19 protein-coding genes are annotated in these 19,741 nt (G+C 65.0%); 14 read left to right on the plus strand and 5 right to left on the minus strand.

Translation table 11 applies throughout. The features are described 5' to 3' along the window. Nucleotides 1-7 precede the first annotated feature (7 nt). The 4 genes from BLT65_RS07590 to BLT65_RS07605 are packed head-to-tail and all read left to right on the plus strand — an operon-like array spanning nucleotide 8 to nucleotide 4,073. Nucleotides 8-1,201, plus strand: coding sequence for an ATP-grasp domain-containing protein (locus BLT65_RS07590; protein WP_091776608.1), 1,194 nt, complete (start codon nucleotides 8-10; stop codon nucleotides 1,199-1,201). Next, nucleotides 1,176-2,216, plus strand: coding sequence for a methenyltetrahydromethanopterin cyclohydrolase (gene mch, locus BLT65_RS07595; protein WP_091776610.1), 1,041 nt, complete (start codon nucleotides 1,176-1,178; stop codon nucleotides 2,214-2,216). The genes BLT65_RS07590 and mch overlap by 26 nt, the downstream gene beginning before the upstream one ends. A 1-nt stretch (nucleotide 2,217) precedes the next feature. Next, nucleotides 2,218-3,171: an ATP-grasp domain-containing protein gene (locus BLT65_RS07600; protein WP_091776612.1), complete on the plus strand. Its 954-nt coding sequence runs from the start codon at nucleotides 2,218-2,220 to the stop codon at nucleotides 3,169-3,171. Beyond that, nucleotides 3,171-4,073 carry a triphosphoribosyl-dephospho-CoA synthase gene (locus BLT65_RS07605; protein WP_091776614.1) on the plus strand — a complete coding sequence of 301 codons (903 nt, stop codon included), beginning with the start codon at nucleotides 3,171-3,173 and terminating at the stop codon, nucleotides 4,071-4,073. The genes BLT65_RS07600 and BLT65_RS07605 overlap by 1 nt, the downstream gene beginning before the upstream one ends. Nucleotides 4,074-4,105: 32 nt before the next feature. On the opposite strand, the gene BLT65_RS07610 is transcribed toward BLT65_RS07605, so the two are convergent. Next, on the minus strand, nucleotides 4,106-4,519 hold the full coding sequence (locus BLT65_RS07610; protein ID WP_007585746.1) for a dihydroneopterin aldolase: 414 nt from the start codon (nucleotides 4,517-4,519) through the stop codon (nucleotides 4,106-4,108). Between the two features lie 241 nt (nucleotides 4,520-4,760). Here BLT65_RS07610 and BLT65_RS07615 point away from each other — a divergent pair, with 241 nt between their 5' ends. Genes BLT65_RS07615 through BLT65_RS07630 form a run of 4 tightly spaced genes read left to right on the plus strand, consistent with a single transcriptional unit; the run spans nucleotide 4,761 to nucleotide 8,102 of the window. Next, entirely contained in the window at nucleotides 4,761-5,378 is a 618-nt protein-coding gene (locus tag BLT65_RS07615) for a flavoprotein (RefSeq protein ID WP_208545751.1), read from the plus strand. Next, nucleotides 5,378-6,763 carry a DUF6513 domain-containing protein gene (locus BLT65_RS07620; RefSeq protein ID WP_091776964.1) on the plus strand — a complete coding sequence of 462 codons (1,386 nt, stop codon included), beginning with the start codon at nucleotides 5,378-5,380 and terminating at the stop codon, nucleotides 6,761-6,763. Before BLT65_RS07615 ends, BLT65_RS07620 begins: the two co-directional genes overlap by 1 nt. Nucleotides 6,764-6,765: 2 nt before the next feature. Further along, nucleotides 6,766-7,359, plus strand: a complete 594-nt coding sequence (locus BLT65_RS07625; RefSeq protein ID WP_091776618.1) for a DUF447 domain-containing protein — start codon at nucleotides 6,766-6,768, stop codon at nucleotides 7,357-7,359. Beyond that, nucleotides 7,356-8,102, plus strand: a complete 747-nt coding sequence (locus BLT65_RS07630; protein ID WP_091776620.1) for a (5-formylfuran-3-yl)methyl phosphate synthase — start codon at nucleotides 7,356-7,358, stop codon at nucleotides 8,100-8,102. Before BLT65_RS07625 ends, BLT65_RS07630 begins: the two co-directional genes overlap by 4 nt. On the opposite strand, the gene BLT65_RS07635 is transcribed toward BLT65_RS07630, so the two are convergent. The 3 genes from BLT65_RS07635 to BLT65_RS07645 are packed head-to-tail and all read right to left on the minus strand — an operon-like array spanning nucleotide 8,084 to nucleotide 10,754. Continuing rightward, nucleotides 8,084-8,674 (minus strand): amino acid kinase family protein, encoded by a 591-nt coding sequence (locus BLT65_RS07635; RefSeq protein ID WP_091776622.1) that lies wholly within the window; start codon nucleotides 8,672-8,674, stop codon nucleotides 8,084-8,086. The two genes, BLT65_RS07630 and BLT65_RS07635, sit on opposite strands and share 19 nt — an antisense overlap. Nucleotides 8,675-8,704: 30 nt before the next feature. Next, the gene (locus BLT65_RS07640) at nucleotides 8,705-9,766 is read right to left on the minus strand and encodes a hydantoinase/oxoprolinase family protein (RefSeq protein WP_091776624.1); all 1,062 of its coding nucleotides are present in this window, start codon (nucleotides 9,764-9,766) and stop codon (nucleotides 8,705-8,707) included. Next, nucleotides 9,756-10,754 carry an ATP-grasp domain-containing protein gene (locus BLT65_RS07645; protein WP_244186451.1) on the minus strand — a complete coding sequence of 333 codons (999 nt, stop codon included), beginning with the start codon at nucleotides 10,752-10,754 and terminating at the stop codon, nucleotides 9,756-9,758. Before BLT65_RS07645 ends, BLT65_RS07640 begins: the two co-directional genes overlap by 11 nt. Before the next feature lie 266 nt (nucleotides 10,755-11,020). Here BLT65_RS07645 and BLT65_RS07655 point away from each other — a divergent pair, with 266 nt between their 5' ends. The 4 genes from BLT65_RS07655 to BLT65_RS07670 are packed head-to-tail and all read left to right on the plus strand — an operon-like array spanning nucleotide 11,021 to nucleotide 15,832. Continuing rightward, nucleotides 11,021-12,349: a molybdopterin-binding domain-containing protein gene (locus BLT65_RS07655; protein ID WP_091776630.1), complete on the plus strand. Its 1,329-nt coding sequence runs from the start codon at nucleotides 11,021-11,023 to the stop codon at nucleotides 12,347-12,349. After that, the gene (locus tag BLT65_RS07660; RefSeq protein WP_091776632.1) at nucleotides 12,346-14,037 is read left to right on the plus strand and encodes a formylmethanofuran dehydrogenase subunit A; all 1,692 of its coding nucleotides are present in this window, start codon (nucleotides 12,346-12,348) and stop codon (nucleotides 14,035-14,037) included. Before BLT65_RS07655 ends, BLT65_RS07660 begins: the two co-directional genes overlap by 4 nt. Continuing rightward, entirely contained in the window at nucleotides 14,034-15,008 is a 975-nt protein-coding gene (gene fhcD, locus BLT65_RS07665) for a formylmethanofuran--tetrahydromethanopterin N-formyltransferase (protein WP_091776634.1), read from the plus strand. Before BLT65_RS07660 ends, fhcD begins: the two co-directional genes overlap by 4 nt. Continuing rightward, nucleotides 15,005-15,832 carry a formylmethanofuran dehydrogenase subunit C gene (locus BLT65_RS07670; protein ID WP_091776636.1) on the plus strand — a complete coding sequence of 276 codons (828 nt, stop codon included), beginning with the start codon at nucleotides 15,005-15,007 and terminating at the stop codon, nucleotides 15,830-15,832. Before fhcD ends, BLT65_RS07670 begins: the two co-directional genes overlap by 4 nt. Before the next feature lie 34 nt (nucleotides 15,833-15,866). On the opposite strand, the gene BLT65_RS07675 is transcribed toward BLT65_RS07670, so the two are convergent. Continuing rightward, nucleotides 15,867-16,787, minus strand: a complete 921-nt coding sequence (locus tag BLT65_RS07675; protein ID WP_079500218.1) for a LysR family transcriptional regulator — start codon at nucleotides 16,785-16,787, stop codon at nucleotides 15,867-15,869. 281 nt (nucleotides 16,788-17,068) lie between these two features. On the opposite strand from BLT65_RS07675, the gene glyA reads away from it, so the two are divergent. Both glyA and BLT65_RS07685 read left to right on the plus strand, forming a co-directional pair. Next, nucleotides 17,069-18,391, plus strand: a complete 1,323-nt coding sequence (gene glyA, locus BLT65_RS07680) for a serine hydroxymethyltransferase (RefSeq protein WP_091776638.1) — start codon at nucleotides 17,069-17,071, stop codon at nucleotides 18,389-18,391. 58 nt (nucleotides 18,392-18,449) lie between these two features. Then, a complete protein-coding gene (locus BLT65_RS07685; protein WP_091776640.1) occupies nucleotides 18,450-19,718 on the plus strand; it encodes an aminotransferase class V-fold PLP-dependent enzyme in 1,269 nt (422 codons plus the stop codon). The last annotated feature ends 23 nt before the right edge of the window (nucleotides 19,719-19,741 follow it).

Below are 19,741 nucleotides of genomic sequence, written 5' to 3' on the forward strand. Positions count from 1 at the left end.
CGACATCATGTCGCCCCCTGTCGTCGTGGCTGCCGCGCTCTGCGCCCGCATGCTGGCCGAATCGGCGCGGCGCGCGGGCTGGCGCGTGATCGTGCTGGATCTGTTCGGCGACACCGACACGCGGCGCGCGTCGGGCATGTGGCATCCCATCGGCGACCCGGCGTCGTTGTCGATCGATCCGCAGCGCACACGCGAAGCGCTCGACGCCGCAAGTCGAACGCCGAATGTGATTGGCTGGATCGCAGGTGCGGGTTTCGAAGCGCATCGCGATCTGCTCGACGACAGGCGCATCGCACTTGCGATGATCGGCAATACGCGTGAATCGTATGATGCCGTGCGCGACCCAGTGCGATTCTTTGCGCTGCTGGACGATGCAGGGATACCTCATCCCGAGACACAGTTGCAAGCGCCTGTCGACCCGGCGGGATGGCTTGAAAAGGATGCCAATGGAACGGGCGGCATGCATATTCGCCATGCCGCGCAAAGGCATGCCACCGGCGCATCGCGCGGTGGCCGGTATTTTCAGCGTCATCAGCCTGGCCGTTCGATGTCAGCGCTTTTCATTGCCGATACGCGCAAGGCCACGATCATCGGATTCAACGAACAACTGATCGTCCCGCATGGCGGGCAGCCGTTCGTTTATGGCGGCGCCATCGGGCCTGTCGACGTGCCGGATGCCGTTCGCCAGCAAATCGCGGCCGCCGTGAATGCGATCGTCTCGCGCACGCGGCTCAAGGGGCTCAACAGCCTCGACTTCATTGTCGATGGCGAGCGTTGCTTCGTGCTCGAAGTCAACGCGAGACCTTCGGCTACGATGTCCCTCTATGAGCGCGGCTCTAATCGTTCGCTGCTATCGCTGCATGTGCGTGCGTGCGCAGGCGCATCACTCGACGCCGACATGTCGAGCGCCGCCGCGCAGACGGAATCGCTATGCGGGGAACAGATCGTCTTCGCCGATCGCGACCGCACGGTGTCGCCCGAATTCGTCCAGCGCGCGCTGAATCTCGGCTGGTGCCACGACATCCCAGTCACGGGCAGTTTCATCGCGGCAGGCGCGCCGTTGTGCAGCGTATCGGCTGTCTGTGCGCACGGCACCCAGACGGCCACAGTGCGCGCCGAACTCGCCGCCCGTGCGGCAACCATTGCCTCCATCGACACCACCAGGAAACCTGGCCATGCAGACCTCCTCCTCTCTCGCTGATGTTTCGACATCGGCGGCTGCGTCGTCTTCTACTCTGAGCGTCAACACATTGGTGCGGCCTTTGATCGCCAGTTTGCTGGAGCGGCAAGCTGAACTGGGCATCGCGGTTCAGCGCGACGCACACGGCGTCACGATCATCGATGCCGGTATCGATACGCCCGGCAGCGTCGCCGCCGGCATCGCGATCGGCGAAATATGCATGGGTGGTCTGGGCCGTGTCGCGCTGCGAGCCGCCGCGTCACGCAACGCGTCGGACGAATGGCCGACCTTCGTCGACATCGCCAGCGCGCAACCCGTGCTGGCTTGTCTAGCCTCGCAGTACGCGGGCTGGAGTCTCGCGGCCAGCAAAGAAGAAACGGGCGGCAAGAAATTCTTTGCGCTCGGCTCAGGACCGGCGCGCGCGCTCGCCTGCAAGGAAGCGCTGTTCGATGAGCTGGCTTATCGCGACGTCGTGGCGACGGGCTGTCTCGTGCTCGAAGTGGACCGCGCGCCACCCGCAGTCGTCATCGAGAAGATCCTGCGCGACTGCAAGCTGCAGCCGCGCAATCTCACGCTGATTCTCACGCCGACAGCAAGCCGCGCGGGCACCACGCAAGTGGTCGCGCGCGCGCTCGAAGTCGCGCTGCACAAGGCGCATGAACTGGGTTTCGAGCTCAACGACATTTGCGAAGGTTCCGCCAGCGCGCCGTTGCCGTCGCCCGCCGAGGACCCTGTCGAGGCCATGGGCCGCACCAACGATGCCATCCTGTACGGAGGCCGTGTCCATCTCACCGTGACGGGCAATGACGAAGCGGCCCGCGAACTTGCGCGAGCGCTGCCCTCGTCGGCGTCGAAAGACTTTGGCCGCCCGTTTGCAGATGTATTCAAGGAGTACGAATACGATTTCTACAAGATCGATCCCGCACTCTTCGCGCCCGCCGAAGTCTGGGTGAGCAATCTCGCCACGGGGCGCACCTTCCACGCGGGCACAACGCGTTTCGATCTTCTGCGTCCGCTCTGGCTCGAAGAGGTCTGAGATGACAGGCACCGCGCTCGCCGTCGCGATCATGACGGACGAAACCGGCTGGCATACGTCGCGCCTCAAGCGCGCACTGCGTACACGCGGCGCGACCGGCCGCTGCATCGATCTTGCCGATTGCCGCTTCGACACCACGCACGCACCGCACGGACTCGTGATTCCGGGCTATGGGCGCGGACTGCCCGATGCCGTCATCGTGCGTGGCATCGCGGGCGGAACATTCGAACAGGTCACCGTGCGGCTCGGCATCCTGCACGCGCTGCGGGAACTCGGCGTGCCCGTCTACAACGACGCGCGCGCGATCGAACGCAGTGTCGACAAATCGATGACCACGTTTCTGCTGCATCGGGCGGGTATTCCGACGCCACCCACCTGGGTCACCGAATCCGCTCCAGTCGCACAACGCGTGTTGATGCGCGAAAGCGCCACAGGTCATGATCTCGTGATAAAGCCGCTATTCGGCTCGCAAGGCAAAGGCATTGCACGGATCGGCGCGACCGGCGAGGGTTGCGAACCGCTGCCTGCACTGAAAGCGTATGGGCAGCTCGCGTATTTGCAGCGTCTGGTGAAGCCCATCAGCACACCCGGCTACGACTGGCGCGTGATGGTGATCGGCGGCAAGGCCGTGACCGCCATGCGCCGGGTCAGTGAGCATTGGGTGCATAACGTCGCACAAGGCGCGCACTGCGAAGCGGCCGAACTCCACGAACCGCTCGCGACACTCGCAGAACGCGCCAGCGCCGCGCTCGGACTCGACTATGCAGGCGTCGACCTGATTCCGTGTGACGACAATCCATACGGCGCGACCGTCATCGAAGTCAATGGCGTCGCGGCGTGGCGCGGGCTGCAAACGGTGACGCCGTTCGATATCGCGGGCTGTATCGTCGACGATCTGTTGAACCGCCGGATGGCGCTTGCGGATCGAGCAAGCCACGTCAAGGAAGTCGCGTGATGCTCGAGGCCCGCCCGCATCTGATCGAGCAAGCGTTCGTGTGGGCGTGTACGCTCGACGTCGCCTGCGCGAAGCCCGGCAACGTCAGCTTCGGTGCGCCCGGCCACCGGATGACGGCCGACCTTTTCATTGCCAGCGCACAGGCGGCTCGTGCTGCGTTGACGGGTCGAGGCACTTCGGTGGGTGAGCGGATCGAACGCGCGGTGAGTCTTTCGATGAGCGCCGCCGGGTGCAATACCAACCTGGGTATCGTGTTGCTGTGCGCGCCGCTCGCGCACGCGTTCGAAGCGACGCAACCGACGCACGCAACACCCACCGCGCACGATGCCCGCCTCGCGCTACAAGCTACCCTCTCCCGTCTGGATATCGCCGACGCACGCGCCGCCTATCGCGCGATTGCGCTCGCCAATCCGGGCGGTCTCGGCGACGCGCCCAGCCAGAACGTCGGCACCGAACCGACGGTCGATCTGCTCAGCGCGATGGCGCTCGCAAGCGACCGCGACAGTATCGCGCGGCAATACGCGAACGGTTTTGTCGATGTGCTTGGATTTGGGCTCACGCAGTTTCGCGCAGCATTGGACGTTGGCCCCGTCGATCAACCGAGTCTGTTGCGAGCGGTGCTCAGAACCTGGCTTGGCTTTCTATCGCACTGGCCCGACTCGCATATCGCGCGCAAGCATGGGATCGCGCTTGCGCGGCAGGTCAGCGACGATGCCCGCGTGTGGCATGCTCAGGCCGAGTTGGACCCCGTCGAACTCGCAGCATGGGACAACGCGCTGAAACGCGGCGGTATCAATCCGGGCACGACCGCGGATCTCACGGTCGCGACGCTGTTTGCGGCTGCATGCCTCGACCCGTCACTACTGCGCGTTACCTGCACGCCAGCCGAAAGCTGCATGTAGATGCGGGCACGCGCAGCCAGCGCATGCAGTGCTCACGGCCACCGCACGGTCCGTTCGATCGTCACGCCCACCGCTTTCACGTTCGCGAACTTGTTCGGCTTCGCAAGCGACACGCGCACCCAGTGCGCGCCAAAATCGACGAGCAGCATCTGCGCAACCGACTCCGCCAGCGCTTCCAGCAATTGCATCTTGTGCGCGGCGAGCAGCGACTCCAACGCAGCGTGGACTTTGCTGTAGTCGATCGTATCGCCGATCCGGTCCGTGTCGCAGGCGTGACTGTGCGGCACGCCTGCCCACAGATCGATGCGCACGGGTTGCCGGTCGTGCAGTTCGTCGGGGTCGATGCCGATCACCGTCTCACCCTCAAAGCCTTCGATAAAGATGAGGTCCATCTCGGATGAAGCGAGATGCGGCCGCTCAATCACATTCCTGTCGATCACGTTCATTTTGGGTTCCTCATAGACGGTCCGTCGCGTGTTCTCATGCAAGAAGCGGCCCAGGCACGAATGTCGCAAGCAATTGACACGAACGCCCTCGCAGGAACCCACGCGCATCGCGCAAGCAGGCCACGCCGCCGCATCAGGCGCGAGTCCCGGCCGGCAAGACAGCACGTCACGCGGCAAGAGGTTGATGACGAGGGGTCGCACTATGTATCGCAAACTGAACAACCTGGCTGCCGGACCGACCATGACCCACACGCGCTCCTTGCCCTACGACATCGACACCGCCCCAGCCCGTTTTGCGTGGGCGTTGACGGGCTCCGGTCACGGGCTGGTCGAATCGCTGGAGATTGCGGCCACGCTTCTGCCGCACGTCGATCTGTTCCTGTCGCGCGCGGCGCAAGAGGTACTGCCGCTGTACCAGATCGACCTCGCGCAACTCAAGCAGCGCTTCCGGGTATTCCGCGACAACAGCGCGAGCGCCGTGCCCGTCGGGATGCTGTACGACGAGACGCGCTATCACACGGTCGTCGTCGCGCCCGCCACCAGCAACACCGTCGCCAAATGCGCGTTCGGCATCTCCGATACGCTGCCGACCAACATGTTCGCGCAGGCGGGCAAGCTGGGCATCCCGGGCATCGTGTTCGCATGCGATACCCAGCCTGTTGTCGTCACGAAGAGTCCGCTCGACTGGGTAGAACTGCGGCCACGCAATATCGAACTCGACAACGTAGCGCGCTTGAGGCAGATCGATCATTGCCACGTTGTGTGCTCGCTGGAGGAACTGCGCGCCGCGCTCGACGCACGCATCGCCGACATTCGCATCCCGACGGGCGCACCCGACTCGTGCTGCGCGAGCGCCTGATGGAACACATCGTCTTCCTCACCGGCCGCCTTGCGCAACCCGGACTGGAGCGCGTATTACGCAGTCTCGCGCCCGCGCCATTCAGCTGGGAGATTCGCGAGATCGGACTTCAGGTGGCGGCGCTCATGACAGCGGATATGATCCGCCGCCGGGTCGCTGCCCCGCTTGCGGCCGACCGCGTGATCGTCCCCGGACGATGCCGCGGCGATCTCGACGCGCTGTCCGCACACTACGGCATCCCCGTGCAGCGCGGCCCCGAAGAGCTGAAGGATCTCCCCGCATGGTTCGATTGCACGGCACGCCCCGTGGACCTGTCGAAACACGATATCGCGATCTTCGCGGAGATCGTCGATGCGCCCCGTCTCGGCGTCGATGCAATCTGCGCGCGCGCGGCGCAGCTACGGGCCGACGGCGCCGACGTGATCGACCTCGGCTGTCTGCCGGCCACGCCGTTCCCGCATCTCGCCGATGCCGTCCATGCCCTGAAGGCACAAGGGCTCCAGGTCAGCGTGGACTCGATGGATGTGAAGGAACTGGTGCGCGGCGGCCGCGCGGGCGCGGACTATCTGCTTAGCCTGACAGCCGACACGCTCTGGGTTCTCAACGAAGTCGGCTCGACGCCCGTGCTGATTCCGCGCAAGCCCGGCGACGAAGCATCGTTGTACGACGCCATCGACATGATGATGCAACAGGGCCGGCCCTTTCTCGCCGACCCGATCCTCGACCCGCTGCCCTTCGGGCTTTTGAAATCGCTCACACGCTATCAGCGGCTGCGCGATCGCTATCCCGACGCGCCGCTGCTGATGGGCACGGGCAACGTCACGGAACTCACGGAAGCCGACACCAGCGGCATCCACGCGATCCTGCTCGGCATCGGTGTCGAATTGAACATCGCGGGCATTCTCACCACGCAAGTGAGCGGCCATGCGCGCTGCGCGATACGCGAAGCCGACGTCGCCCGACGCATGATGTACGCGGCCCGCGAACTCCAGACGCTGCCCAAAGGCCTCACCGACCAGTTGATGACGGTACACGCCAGGCGCCCTTTTCCCGATACGCCCGAAGAAATCGCGGCGACGGCAGCGGCGATCCGCGACCCGAACTTCCGCGTGCAGGTATCGACTCACGGCGTACACGTGTACAACCGCGACGGCCACCATCTCGACACGGATGCGTTCGCCCTGTGGCCACATCTTCATCTGGAAGCAGATGGCGCGCACGCGTTCTACATGGGTGTCGAACTCGCGCGCGCCGAACTCGCCTGGCGGCTTGGAAAACGCTATAGCCAGGATCAGCCGCTGGAATGGGGATGCGCGAGCGAGCGCGGAGCGAGCGATCTGCTCGCGCAATGCGCGCCCGGCACGACACGCAGAAAGGAAGCCTGACGATGATCCACGAAACCATAGTCACGACCCTATCGCCGGGCGGCGAGCCGCATTGCGCGCCGATGGGCGTGCGCCACGAAGGCGACACGTTCATCCTGATGCCGTTTCTGCCATCCGCGACATTCGACAACATCATTTCGACGGGCTGTGCCGTCGTCAACTTCACGACCGACGTACGCGTGTTTGCCGGCTGCGTCACGGGCCGCCGCACATGGCCGACGCTTCCCGTCCATCACGTGCCGTGCGTGCGCCTCGCCGCCACGCTCGCGCACGCCGAACTGCGTCTGGTCTCGGTCGGCGGCGATCCGCAACGCCCCACGCTGGTCATGGAACGCGTCGCCATGTGTACGGACGCGCCGTTCACCGGTTTCAACCGCGCGCAGGGCGCTGTCATCGAAGGCGCGGTGCTCGTCAGCCGGCTCTCCATGCTGCCGCGCGAGAAAGTGGAATCGGAAATCGCATACCTCTCCATCGCCATCGACAAGACGGCTGGCCCGAGCGAACAGCAGGCCTGGCAGTGGCTGATGGAAGCGGTCGACGTCTTTTACGCGCGGTCGGCTGCGACCGCGCAAGTCTTTTCAGAGGAGGCCCTATGATTCGTATGCTCGCCAGTGTGCGCGACCTCGACGAGGCGCGCGACGCCGCTCAGGCCGGCGCGGATCTGATCGATCTGAAGGAGCCTGGCGCGGGCGCGCTCGGCGCCGTCGCAGCGCCGCGGATCGCGCACGTCGTGCAGTCCCTGCGTGCCGAGCATCCCGGTCTGCCCATCAGCGCCGCCGTTGGCGATCTGCGTCCGGGTGACCACGCATCGCTCGAATATCGCGCATCGCAAGTCGGACGCTGCGGCGTCGATTATGTGAAAGCAGGCATACCCGCCGATAGCGCTTCGTTCGATCTCGCGCTCCGAAGCCTCACGTATATGCGAAGCCTGCACTGGAATATGGTCCCCGTGCTGCTGGTGGACAACGGCCTCGATCTGCGGATCGTCGAACAGGCATGCGAACTGCGTTTTGCGGGCGTGATGGTGGATACGGCCAGCAAGCGACGCGGCGATCTGTTTCAATGCGTCCCGCTGGCCGTGCTCGACAGCATGGTGCAGATCGCGCGCGTCCACAACGTGATGGCGGGGCTGGCGGGCGCGCTGCTCAGCAAGCACGTGCCGTTGATCCGCGCGCTCGGTCCCGACATCGCCGGTTTCCGGACGGCGCTATGCGACGGGTCGCGCACCGGCCGGCTCAATGCGGCGCGCGTGCGCGATCTGCGCGCGCAACTCCTGGGCTCCGCGCGCGCGGCCAACGATACCGGCTTCGAGGTACGGGCTCAGTCGGCTGTCGCGTGAAGCAGGCGGTCGCGCACGCGCGACCCGTCGTTCCGGTTCACGATGTCGACGGGATACGGCGCGTCGCGCGTGAAGCCGGCGAACGAGCGGTCGATGATGCCCTGCGCCGCATAGGCTTCGCTCGTGCGCGCGGGTTCGACCTCACACGACTTCACGATCACTAGCCGTTCGGCGTTCAGCCGGTTGGCGAGCCATGCGGCGAGACTGTCCGAGCTGACATCCCAGGTGGTCAGCCGGTTGGGTTCCTGAAACAGCAGGTCGAGCGGCGCCCACACGGCGACGCGGCCAGCGCGCAACGCCTCGCGAATCTGCGCATCCGTCGCGGCGATCACGAGACGACGGCACAGGCCCTGCATCATCAGCGCGTATTGCGCCATCCCGAGCACGGCCATGTTGTGCGCGGCGACATCGTCGAAACGCCAGACGGCCTGATGCTCGCGTGCCTGGTCGGCGAACTCGCCGCCGCCCGGCACGATCACGACCCGCCCACCGCCGAATTCGCTCAGGTGCTGCAGCCATTCTTTGAGCAACGGGTCACGGCTCAGACTGCCGCCAATTTTCACCACCCACATAGGCGCTCCGTGTGCGGAGATGGTAGTTGTTCAGACCGTTGCGTCGGCCATGTGCGCTTCGTCGGCGCGCAGAAGGGCGACAGCGACGGCTGGCGCACAGACCTGCGCCCAGCCGGCAGCCGTTTCGTCCGCTTTCGTTAGCGACGAGAAGGCGATCACATCGCGCCCGAACTGCGCCGCCAGTTCATCCGCGAGGAACGCACCGCAGCCCGCCGACACCAGCACCACATCGTGCCCCAACCCGACGCGCCCGAGCACCTGGGCGAGATTCGTCGACAGATGCGCAAGCTGTGCCTTGCGCCATTCGCGAGCGAAGCTCTCCCAGTCGGCCATCGATGCATCGCGCGCATCGCGCCCGATCATGCGAGCAAGACGCTGGCAGCTTGCCATGCGATCCTTCGCGCCGCCGTCGGCCGTGGGATGCTGGTCGTGCAGTGGGTCGAGTTCACGCGTCAGACGGTAGACGTCGGCCGTCGTGGCAAACAGTTCGTTCATCACGTTGTGCGGTTCGCCGCGAAAGCGGATGCGCTGCGAGAGCGCGCACAGCGGCGTACGCACGACACCCTGATAAACAAGCTCGCCGGATTTGAGCCGCCCTGCGTCGTCCATCCCGCGCGAGGCGAGCACGCCTTCGCGGATCGCAATGAAATCCGTGGTCGTGCTGCCGATGTCGACGAGCACGGCGGCGGGGACACGCGAAGCAATCAGCGCCGCCGTCGCATGCCAGTTCGCGGACGCGACGTCGGCCCAGTATTCGAGGACGGCTTCGTGCGGCTGCCATCCTGACCGGCCGGCATAGAACGAAGCGTCTCGCCCGAAGCGGCTCGCCAGTCTGCCCGCGAGCGCGGCGACGCCCGCCTCGCGGTTAGCGAAGATGTCCGCCATCTCGCCGCTCATCGTCACGGCATGCTCCGCGTCACCGTGATCGGGCCAACGCTGCGCCGCTTCATCGAATACGGCGTCGAGGTGGACCATGCCCTGCCAGAGCGGGCAGACCCATTGCATCACATCGGATACGCGCCCGGCCTCGATGCGCGCTGCCTTCACATGTGCGCCGCCGATGTCCCAACCGATCACGAGATCACGCGGCATAGCGCCTCCGGTTGAAGTCGTCGTCCAGATCGAAGTGTTGCGCGACGATGCTTGCCGCGATATTGGCTTCCACCGAGCCGGCCAGTGCCGCATAGGCGCACGTCACGCGCGGGTTGACTTCGATGACGACGGGGCCGCGTTCCGGATGCCACACGAAATCGATGCCCACGAAACCAGCCAGGCCCGGAAGCGCGCGAGCCACGCGCGCAGCCAGCGAGCGGCACGCCCCCGCCATTTCGCTCGACAGAGGAATCGCGTTCGCCGTCAGGCCTTCATAGGCGAGTTGGCCGTCACGCACGCCGATGTGTTGCCGGTTGATGCTGAGTAGCTCCGCGTGGCCTCGCGTGCAAAGCAGCGAGAGACTGAACGCATCGCCGGTGATCCATTCTTCCAGCGTCACGCGCTCTTGCGCGGCGGCGCGACGCAGGAACACGTATTCCGCCATCCGGTAGTCGTGAAAGACGCGTGTATCGACGGCGCCCGCGCCGTCGTCGGGCTTCACGACCCAGGCGCTCGCGTTGCACGCGGGATCGAGCGGCGCGTCCACCGACCATGCACGCGGCGTGGCGATACCAGCCAGAGCGAGATACCGCGCCGTGCGGCGTTTGCTGCTCGCGATGCGCACGGCCGCGGCGTTGCAGCCGATCCATCGGTCGGGTCCGACGGCTTCGCATAGCGCGCTCAGCACGCCGCCCGTCTCCGGCGCGATCACCCATACGGCGTCGTGACGGCGCGCTTCGGCTGCGATGAAGCGCGTCGGCGAAATCGCAAACGGCGCGGAACACCATTCGATTGCGCGCGACGTAGCCGCTGCGTCATGGACTTCGTCATGACCCGCGACGCAGGTCAGTGCGATATGGCCTGACCGCGCGAGATCACGTGCGACGGCATCGCGCATCGCCCTGCCCTGCATCCGCAGTTCCGGCGCGATCCATTCGTCCACGCAGCCATCGGCGCTGAGATATTCGTATAGCAGGATGTTTTTCATCGCTCGCTTCCCGTGCAGGTGATTGCGCTTCCCATCTGCCGTATTCATGTTCCATGCCATCCGTCGATGCGCTGTGCGCGAGCAATGGTGTCCACGGTATCGAGCCATGCGCGAACGAACGACGCGTGACAGTCTGCATCGCGCGCGGCGCAAAACACATCGAATGCGCGCCACGCGTGCATGCCGCGCCATTCGCGTTTGTCCGGTAAGGCGAAGGCGCTTCGCAGAACCACAACGGATGGCATATGAGTTGCTGATAGCCGGACATGACCTCTATCAGTTCACCTACGTCCTGGACGTGTCCGTTCTGCCCGCTGTTATGCGATCGTCTTTCGATCACGGCGGGCGAGACGTTGACCCTGACGGGCACCGATTGCCCACGTGCGACGCGGGCACTCGCGCAGTTCAGCGCGCGTCCCGCACACGCACAGCCGATGCACGACGGCAAGCCGATCGCATTCGACGATGCCATCGGCCTCGCGGCCCAATGGCTCGCGCAAGCGAAGCAACCGTTATTCGCGGGCATGGCCACCGATGTGGCGGGCACGCGAGCGCTGTATCGCCTGGCCAACGCGAGCGCCGCTATCATCGATCACGCCCACGGCCGCTCGTTGATGCACGGCCTGACGGCGATGCAGGACCGCGGCGCATTCACGACCACGCTTTCCGAAGTGCGCGCGCGCTCGGACCTGATTGTCTGTTTCGCGTCGACGCCCACGGCGAGATACCCGGCGTTCTTCAAACGTTGCGCGGTCGGCGCTAAGCCGGCCGATGCAACAGGCCCGGCACGGCGCGACGTGATCTTCGTCGGCAGCGAGATCGACGCGAACCTCGAATCTATGGCGCAGCCCGGCACGGTCTCTCAACGCGCCATCCCGTTGCAAGGCGATCTGTACGAGACCATTGCGCTGCTGAACGCGCGGATCGATTCGCTTCTGAAAGACCAGCCGATGCCAGGCAATGCGCCTGCACTCGAGTCGCTCGCCGTGCATATGCTCGCGGCGCGTTACGTCACGCTCGTCTGGTGTGCGGCCGATTTGCCTGGCAGCCATGCGACGCTGCTAGTCGAGGGGCTGGACCGTCTGGCCAAGTCGATCAACCTGAAGACACGCGCAGGCTGCCTCGCGCTCGGCGGAGACGACGGCGCCGCGACCGTCAACCAGACGCTCACGTGGATGTCCGGTCTGCCGCTGCGCACGGGCGTGCATCGAGCCGGTCTCGAACACGATCCGCATCGCTATGACACACAGCGGTTACTCGACGACCATGCCGTCGATGCTCTCGTCTGGGTCGCAAGCTTCGGCCCCGACCTGCCGCCGCCACAATCCGACATGCCGACGATCGTGCTGGGCCATCCCGGCCTCGCGGCATCGTCCACCGATCGTCACGGGCCGACGCTCTTCATGCCCGTCTCGACGCCCGGCATCGGTTCCGCCGGTCATCTGTTCCGCACGGACGGCGGCGTCGTGCTGCCGCTCGTGCCCGTGTATGAGGACAGCTTGCCCACCGTCGCGCATGTAGCCACGCAGATCGCGCATGCGCTGGCGGCACCGCATTCACACGCACTATCAACCGCAAAGGAGCCCGCCCGATGAGCACGTTCCGATTGCGCGGCGGCCGCGTGTACGACCCCGCCTCACGCATCGCCGGGCAGATCGGCGACATCTGCGTGCGTGACGGCCGGATCGTCGATCTGCCCGAACAGGAATCCGTCGATTGCGAATACGATGCCTCGGGCATGGTCATCATGGCGGGTGGCATCGACATGCATTCGCATATCGGCGGCGGCAAAGTCAATCTCGCGCGCCTGCTGATGCCGGAGGATCATCGCGGCCGCCGCGCTTCCGACAATCCACTCGAACTCGCCTCATGCGGCGACTGCACGCCGGGTACGCTCGCGACGGGCTACCGATACGCCGAGATGGGTTACACGGCGGCATTCGAGCCGGCGATGATCGCATCGAACGCGCGCCACACGCACCTCGAAATGGGCGACACGCCGATCATCGATCACGGCGCCTACGTGATGCTCGGCAACGACGAACTGTTCTTGCGCATGCTGGCCGGGCAGACCGACTACGAACGCCTGCGCGACTACGTCGGATGGTCGATTCACGCGACCCGCGCGCTCGGCGTGAAAGTCGTCAATCCCGGCGGCATTTCGGCATTCAAGTTCAACCAGCGCAGTCTCGATGTCGACGAGCACCATACGCACTACGGCATCACGCCTCGCGACGTGCTGCATGTGCTCTCTCGCGCGCTCACCGATCTCGGCGTGCCGCACCCGCTGCATATTCACGCAAGCAATCTGGGCGTGCCGGGCAATATCGATTCGACGCTCGCCACCATCGATGCGCTCGAAGGTCTGCCCGGCCATCTCACGCATATTCAGTTTCACAGCTACGGCAACGACGGTCCCCGGAAGTTTTCGTCGGCGGCGCACCGGATCGCGGAGGCCGTCAACGCGAACCCGAACATCTCGATCGACGTAGGCCAGATCATGTTCGGTCAGACAGTCACGGCGTCGGGCGACATCATGAAGCAGGTCAAGCAGGCCGCCTTCGCGTCGCCGCGCAAATGGATCGCGGGCGATATCGAATGCGATGCGGGCTGCGGTGTGGTGCCGTTTCGCTACCGTGAAACCAGCTACGTCAACGCGCTGCAGTGGACGATCGGCCTGGAGCTTTTCCTGCTGGTGAACAACCCCTGGCAGATCACACTCACGACCGATCATCCGAACGGCGGCCCGTTCACGAGCTATCCGCATCTGATCCGCCTGCTGATGGACAAGTCGTTCCGCGACGAACAACTGGCGAAGCTTCATCCCGATGTTGCCGCTCAGTCGCCGCTTGCCAGCCTGAAACGCGAACTCGACCTCAACGAGATCGCCATCCTGACCCGCGCCGCGCCCGCCCGGCTGCTTGGGCTGAAAGATCGTGGCCGGCTCGATGCGGGCGCGGCCGCCGATATCGCCGTGTATCGCGAGCATGCCGACCGCGAAGCGATGTTCCGCGCGCCCGTCTACGTGTTCAAGGACGGTGAACTGGTTGCGCGCGACGGCCGCATCGTCGCGACGCCAGTGGGCGGCACGCACTACGTCGAGCCCGAATTCGACCGCTCGATCGAAAAGGTGGTCGAGGAGTACGGCGACGCCTATCTTGCGACCAACATGCGGCGCGCGCTCATCAGCCGCGATGAACTGTGCCTGTGCGGCAACGGTGGCCGTCTGCTGCCTGCCGCGTGCGGCGTGCATCGCCAACAGCGTGCGGAGTCCCCGTCATGAGCGATATCACTTCGAGCGCGGCGCACGTTGCCGAACGTCCGGCGGCACCGCGCATCGTGCGCGGCGTCGCGATCGACGACACGTTTGCCGAAGCGTTTCCGATGAAGGCAACGCGCCTGATCGTGACGGCGCGCAACGCTACCTGGGCGCGCAACGCGGCCCTCGCGGCGACCGGCTTTGCGACGTCGGTGATCGCGTGCGGCTGTGAAGCGGGCATTGAGCGCGAACTGTCACCCGACGAGACACCCGACGGACGGCCAGGCGTCGCCCTGTTGCTGTTTTCGATGTCCGGCAAGGAACTCGCGAAACAGGTCGAGCGCCGCGTCGGACAGTGCGTGCTGACATGCCCGACGACGGCCGTTTTCGGCGGCATCGCGAATGGCGAGCCTATCGCGCTCGGCAAGAATCTGCGCTTCTTCGGTGACGGCTGGCAGATCTCGAAGATGATCGACGGCAAGCGCTATTGGCGTGTGCCCGTGATGGACGGCGAATTCGTCGCAGAGGAAACGACGGCCGTCGTCAAAGGCGTGGGCGGCGGCAACCTGCTCTTCCTTGCGCGCGACACCGACGCGGCGCTCATTGCAGCGCAGACGGCCGTTGACGCGATGCGCACTGTGCCGAACGTGATCCTGCCGTTTCCGGGCGGCGTCGTGCGCTCGGGCTCGAAGGTCGGTTCGAAATATTCGGCGCTGCCTGCCTCGACCAACGATGCGTTCTGTCCTGGCCTCAGCGAACTCGCGCTGCGCACCGAACTGACGGGCGATGTCCAGAGCGTGCTCGAAATCGTCATCGACGGATTGAGCGATACGGATGTGGCCGAGGCCATGCGTGTCGGCATCGCGGCGGCGACGGGCGCGGACGCTGGCGTGGAAAAGGGACTGGTGCGGATCTCAGCGGGCAACTATGGCGGCAAGCTCGGGCCGTTTCACTTTCATCTGCATCAATTGTGCGACGCGCCGGAGAACCGATGAAGCGCATCACGTTACGTCTGAAGCACGCGCCCAGCCTGCGCATCGACGCGCGCGACCTCTTGCCCGCGCGACTCGCGCAACTGAGCGCCGTCGAAATCGGAAAAATGGCGCTTTGGCACGGTAGCGAGCCGATCAACGTGGGCGATCTGTTCGCCGTGGAGATCGCTGGGGAAGCAACACCCGACCTGCCTCAACTCAGGTTCGAGGGCGATATGCAACGCTTCGACCGGCTTGGCTCGCGCATGGACGCGGGCCATCTCTTCATCGATGGCGATGCGGGGGATTATCTCGGCGCGCAGATGAGCGCGGGGACGATCGTCGTCGAAGGTCACTGCGGGAGCTTCGCAGCCTGTGAGCTATCGGGCGGCCGCGTCGAGATTCGCGGCAATGCCGGGGATTTCGCAGGCGCCGCGTTGCCGGGCGACATGGACGGCATGCGCGGGGGCACGCTCGTGATTCACGGCGATGCGGGCGCGCGCCTGGGTGATCGCATGCGTCGCGGCACGACTGTCGTGTTCGGGTCAGCGGGCGCGTTCGTGGCGTCGCGCATGGTCGCGGGGACGATCGCCGTGGCAGGCCCTGTCGGCGAACACCCCGCGTATGGGATGCGGCGCGGCTCGCTGCTGCTGCTCGATTCCGCGTGGCCCGCGACGCAACGCTTCGCGGAAAACGCCAGCGATATCGACGTATTCTGGCGGCTGCTGGTGCCGACGCTCGCGCGAGAGGGCGGCGCGTTTGCCATGTTGTCGCGTGCGCAACCTCCACGGCGGCTACGCGGCGATGTATCGGTGCAAGGCAAGGGCGAAATACTGCTGGCTGGGTAAGTGCTAAAAGCCAACCGTCACGCAAGCGCGCTCATCATTCGCCCGACACCCGCTCACCTGCCTCATGGGCCCCGCTGATCAGGCTGTCCCTGAACGCCGACGCGGCAGCCGAAAGCTGTTTGCTCTCGCGATGCACCAGATACAGATACCGGACGATCGGAAAGTGCTCGACGTCGAGCACCTTGAGCCGAAGGGTTTCGAGTTCGGCCATGATCGTCGCGAGGGGCACGACTGACAGCCCCATGCCCGCCTGCACGGCCCATTTCACAGCCTCGTTGCTGCTCACTTCCATGCCTGGCCGAAAGCTGGTGCGGTGCTCGGCAAAGAAGCGCTCCATCGCGCGGCGCGTGCCGGAGCCGGACTCGCGCACCAGAAACGTTTCCCGCTCTAGCGCGCCCAGGGCAATGCGGCGCTCGCGCACGAGCGAGTGATCGGGCGGCGCGATCATCACGAGGGGATTCTTCGCCACGCGCACGGCAGCGAGACCTTGCCCTTCGGGTGGCATTCCCATGATCGCGAGATCGGTCTCGTTGTTCGCCAGTTCGTTCAGCACACACTCTCTGTTACCGACGGAGAGACTCACGTTTACGCCTGGAAAAGCCCGCGTGAACTTCGCGATCAACTGAAGCGCGAGCGGGTTGGTCATCCCGCTCACCACCGACACCTTCAGTTTTCCCTGCTTCATGTCGCGCAGCTGATCGAGCGACGCTTCAAGCAGCGACAACTGCTGCTGCAACAGCCGCGTATGGCTGTACAGCTCCTTGCCCGCCGCTGTCAGGAAGACGCGCCGTCCGACCTGTTCGAACAGCGGCATGCCGATGCCCGTTTCGAGCTGCTTCAGTTGCGACGACACGCCGGGCTGCGTCAGATGAAGTTCCTCCGCTGCGCGCGAAAAACTCAGATGACGCGCACTCGCCTCGAACACCTTCAGCTGGCGCAATGTCAGGTGCAGCATCTCGCTCCCTACCCTCCCACACACGCGGCAAAAACGCCTTGATTTCACGCCTCAACTGTACCAGCGGAGGAAGCGTCCGCAATGCCCAAGAAGAGGTACTCCGCGAGGCGCGAGGTCCGGCTGGCAAGGCTCACACGCGAGGTTATGGGTCGGATAAGTAACGCGAATGAGTGTTTTCGGCGGCACGCCACTACCATCGTTTCAACAGGAATGCGAAGGGGATACGGAGGGGACGGGCAGCGACGTCCAGCCTGTCTGGTTCATTAAAGAGAGGTTCATACATGTTCAGCTACAAAAACACGATTGCCGTCACCGACCCGGAATTGCGGCAGGCCATCTCGGCGGAAACGCAGCGTCAACAGGATCACATCGAGCTGATCGCATCCGAAAACTATGCGTCGCCGGCTGTGCTGGAAGCGCAGGGATCGCAGCTGACCAACAAATACGCTGAGGGCTATCCGGGCCGCCGCTACTACGGCGGCTGCGAACACGTCGACGTCGTCGAGCAGCTCGCCATCGATCGCGCGAAGCAGTTGTTCCATGCCGAGTATGCCAACGTGCAGCCGCATTCGGGATCGCAGGCCAATCAGGCGGTGTATCTGTCCGTGCTCAAGCCGGGCGACACGATTCTCGGCATGTCGCTCGCTCACGGCGGACACCTCACGCATGGCGCGTCCGTGAACGTGAGCGGCAAGCTGTTCAATGCCGTGTCGTACGGTCTCAATCCCGATACGGAAGAAATCGACTACGAGCAGGTCCAGCAACTCGCGCAGGCTCACAAGCCGCGCATGATCGTCGCGGGTGCTTCCGCCTACTCGCTCGTGATCGACTGGCAGCGTTTTCGTGCGATCGCCGATAGCGTGGGCGCGTCGTTGCTCGTCGACATGGCGCACTATGCGGGCCTCGTCGCGGCGGGGCTTTACCCGAGCCCCGTTGGCATCGCCGATTACGTCACGACGACCACCCACAAGACGCTGCGCGGTCCACGCGGCGGCATGATTCTCGCGGGCGCGCAGGCTGCCAAAGCAATCGACTCGACGATCTTCCCCGGCATCCAGGGCGGCCCGCTGATGCATGTGATCGCGGGCAAGGCGGCTGCGCTGCGCGAAGCGATGACCGACGAGTTCCGCCAGTACCAGCAACAGGTGCTCGTCAACGCACGGACGATGGCGCAGACGCTCCAGCAACGCGGTTTGCGGATCGTGTCGGGCCGCACGGACTCACACGTTTTCCTCGTCGATCTGCGCGCGAAAAACGTCACGGGCAAAGAGGCGGAAGCCGCGCTTGGCCGCGCCTTCATCACGGTCAACAAGAACGCGATTCCGAACGATCCGCAAAAGCCCTTTGTCACGAGCGGCGTGCGTATCGGCTCGCCCGCCATCACGACACGTGGCCTGCGCGAAGCGGAAGCGCAACAGCTTGCGCACCTGATGGCGGATGTGCTCGAGGCACCGGCCAACGATCTCGTGATCCGCCGCACAGCGGACGCCGTGCTCGCGCTGACCGCGAAGTTTCCTGTGTATCGCGACGCGCCCGACGCACTGCGCCACAACGCGCCCGCGACGCGGGACGACAGCACGGCCGCCGGTCACGCGGCGCACTGAACCACCCGAACGACATCATCCAAACGACTGATCACGATCATCACCAAGGAGACAAACCATGTCGAATACTTCTGCCACGCGCATCCCTGGACGCAACATTCTCGCCGTCCCCGGTCCCACCAATGTTCCCGACGCCGTGCAACGCGCGATGGTGGTGTCGATGGAAGACCATCGTTCGACGAAATTCCCCGAACTCACACATGGCCTGCTCTCCGATCTGAAGAAGATCTACCGGACGGCCGAAGGCCAGCCCTTTATCTTTCCGTCGTCGGGTACGGGCGCATGGGAAGCGGCACTCACCAACACGTTGTCGCCGGGTGACCGGGTCCTGGTGCCGCGCTTTGGCCAGTTCAGCCATCTGTGGGCCGACATGGCGCAGCGCCTGGGCTTCGATGTGGAAATTCTCGACGTCGATTGGGGCGAAGGCGTGCCTGTCGAGCGGATCGGCGAGATCCTGAAGGCCGACCGTCAGCACACCATCAAGGGCATTCTGGCCTGCCACAACGAAACGGCGACGGGCGTGACGAGCGATATCGGCGCACTGCGCCGCGCAATGGACGCGGCGGGCCACCCGGCCTTGCTGTTCGTCGACGGCGTGAGCTCGATTGGCTGCATCGATTTCCGCATGGACGAATGGGGCGTCGATCTGGCCGTGACGGGCTCGCAGAAAGGTTTGATGCTGCCGGCGGGCCTCGGCATCCTGTGCGTGAGCCAGAAGGCGCTGAAGACGATCGGCCACGCGAAATCGCGCCGCTGCTACTTCGATCTCGCCGACATGGTGCGCACCAACGCCACCGGCTATTTCCCGTACACGCCTGCGCTTTCGCTGCTGTACGGGCTGCGCGCCGCGCTCGATCTGCTGTTCCAGGAAGGGCTCGACAACGTGTTCGCGCGGCATCACTACCTGGCTTCCGGCGTGCGCGCCGCCATCACGGAAGGCTGGGGACTCGAAGTGTGTGCGAAGGCGCCGAAGTGGCACTCCGATACGGTGTCCGCGATCGTCGTGCCGGAAGGATTCAACGCCGCGCAGGTCATCGACACCGCCTATCGCCGCTACAACCTCGCGCTCGGCGCGGGACTCTCGAAGGTCGCGGGCAAGGTGTTCCGCATCGGCCACCTCGGCGACCTGAACGAACTGATGCTGGTGAGCGCGATTGCAGGCGCCGAAATGGCCATGCTCGATGCCGGTATCGACGTGCGGCCAGGCAGCGGCGTAGGCGCAGCCGGACAGTACTGGCGCACGCACACGCCGGGCGCGCAGGCCACGACGCATGCCGCGCCGCAGCGGGTGGCAGAGCCCGTCGCACGGCGCGCCGCCAACGCATGAACACGGCGGCATGAGCCCGGCTG

The organism is Paraburkholderia steynii (assembly GCF_900100565.1).
GTDB lineage: Bacteria > Pseudomonadota > Gammaproteobacteria > Burkholderiales > Burkholderiaceae > Paraburkholderia > Paraburkholderia terrae.

What these genes read in the sequence shown, in the direction of transcription:
- BLT65_RS07590 (WP_091776608.1), top strand. Translation starts at nt 8, where the DNA reads ATGTCGCCCCCTGTCGTCGTGGCTGCCGCGCTCTGCGCCCGCATGCTG.
- mch (WP_091776610.1), top strand. Translation starts at nt 1,176, where the DNA reads ATGCAGACCTCCTCCTCTCTCGCTGATGTTTCGACATCGGCGGCTGCG.
- BLT65_RS07600 (WP_091776612.1), top strand. Translation starts at nt 2,218, where the DNA reads ATGACAGGCACCGCGCTCGCCGTCGCGATCATGACGGACGAAACCGGC.
- BLT65_RS07605 (WP_091776614.1), top strand. Translation starts at nt 3,171, where the DNA reads ATGCTCGAGGCCCGCCCGCATCTGATCGAGCAAGCGTTCGTGTGGGCG.
- BLT65_RS07610 (WP_007585746.1), bottom strand. Translation starts at nt 4,519, where the DNA reads ATGAACGTGATCGACAGGAATGTGATTGAGCGGCCGCATCTCGCTTCA.
- BLT65_RS07615 (WP_208545751.1), top strand. Translation starts at nt 4,761, where the DNA reads ATGACCCACACGCGCTCCTTGCCCTACGACATCGACACCGCCCCAGCC.
- BLT65_RS07620 (WP_091776964.1), top strand. Translation starts at nt 5,378, where the DNA reads ATGGAACACATCGTCTTCCTCACCGGCCGCCTTGCGCAACCCGGACTG.
- BLT65_RS07625 (WP_091776618.1), top strand. Translation starts at nt 6,766, where the DNA reads ATGATCCACGAAACCATAGTCACGACCCTATCGCCGGGCGGCGAGCCG.
- BLT65_RS07630 (WP_091776620.1), top strand. Translation starts at nt 7,356, where the DNA reads ATGATTCGTATGCTCGCCAGTGTGCGCGACCTCGACGAGGCGCGCGAC.
- BLT65_RS07635 (WP_091776622.1), bottom strand. Translation starts at nt 8,674, where the DNA reads ATGTGGGTGGTGAAAATTGGCGGCAGTCTGAGCCGTGACCCGTTGCTC.
- BLT65_RS07640 (WP_091776624.1), bottom strand. Translation starts at nt 9,766, where the DNA reads ATGCCGCGTGATCTCGTGATCGGTTGGGACATCGGCGGCGCACATGTG.
- BLT65_RS07645 (WP_244186451.1), bottom strand. Translation starts at nt 10,754, where the DNA reads ATGAAAAACATCCTGCTATACGAATATCTCAGCGCCGATGGCTGCGTG.
- BLT65_RS07655 (WP_091776630.1), top strand. Translation starts at nt 11,021, where the DNA reads ATGACCTCTATCAGTTCACCTACGTCCTGGACGTGTCCGTTCTGCCCG.
- BLT65_RS07660 (WP_091776632.1), top strand. Translation starts at nt 12,346, where the DNA reads ATGAGCACGTTCCGATTGCGCGGCGGCCGCGTGTACGACCCCGCCTCA.
- fhcD (WP_091776634.1), top strand. Translation starts at nt 14,034, where the DNA reads ATGAGCGATATCACTTCGAGCGCGGCGCACGTTGCCGAACGTCCGGCG.
- BLT65_RS07670 (WP_091776636.1), top strand. Translation starts at nt 15,005, where the DNA reads ATGAAGCGCATCACGTTACGTCTGAAGCACGCGCCCAGCCTGCGCATC.
- BLT65_RS07675 (WP_079500218.1), bottom strand. Translation starts at nt 16,787, where the DNA reads ATGCTGCACCTGACATTGCGCCAGCTGAAGGTGTTCGAGGCGAGTGCG.
- glyA (WP_091776638.1), top strand. Translation starts at nt 17,069, where the DNA reads ATGTTCAGCTACAAAAACACGATTGCCGTCACCGACCCGGAATTGCGG.
- BLT65_RS07685 (WP_091776640.1), top strand. Translation starts at nt 18,450, where the DNA reads ATGTCGAATACTTCTGCCACGCGCATCCCTGGACGCAACATTCTCGCC.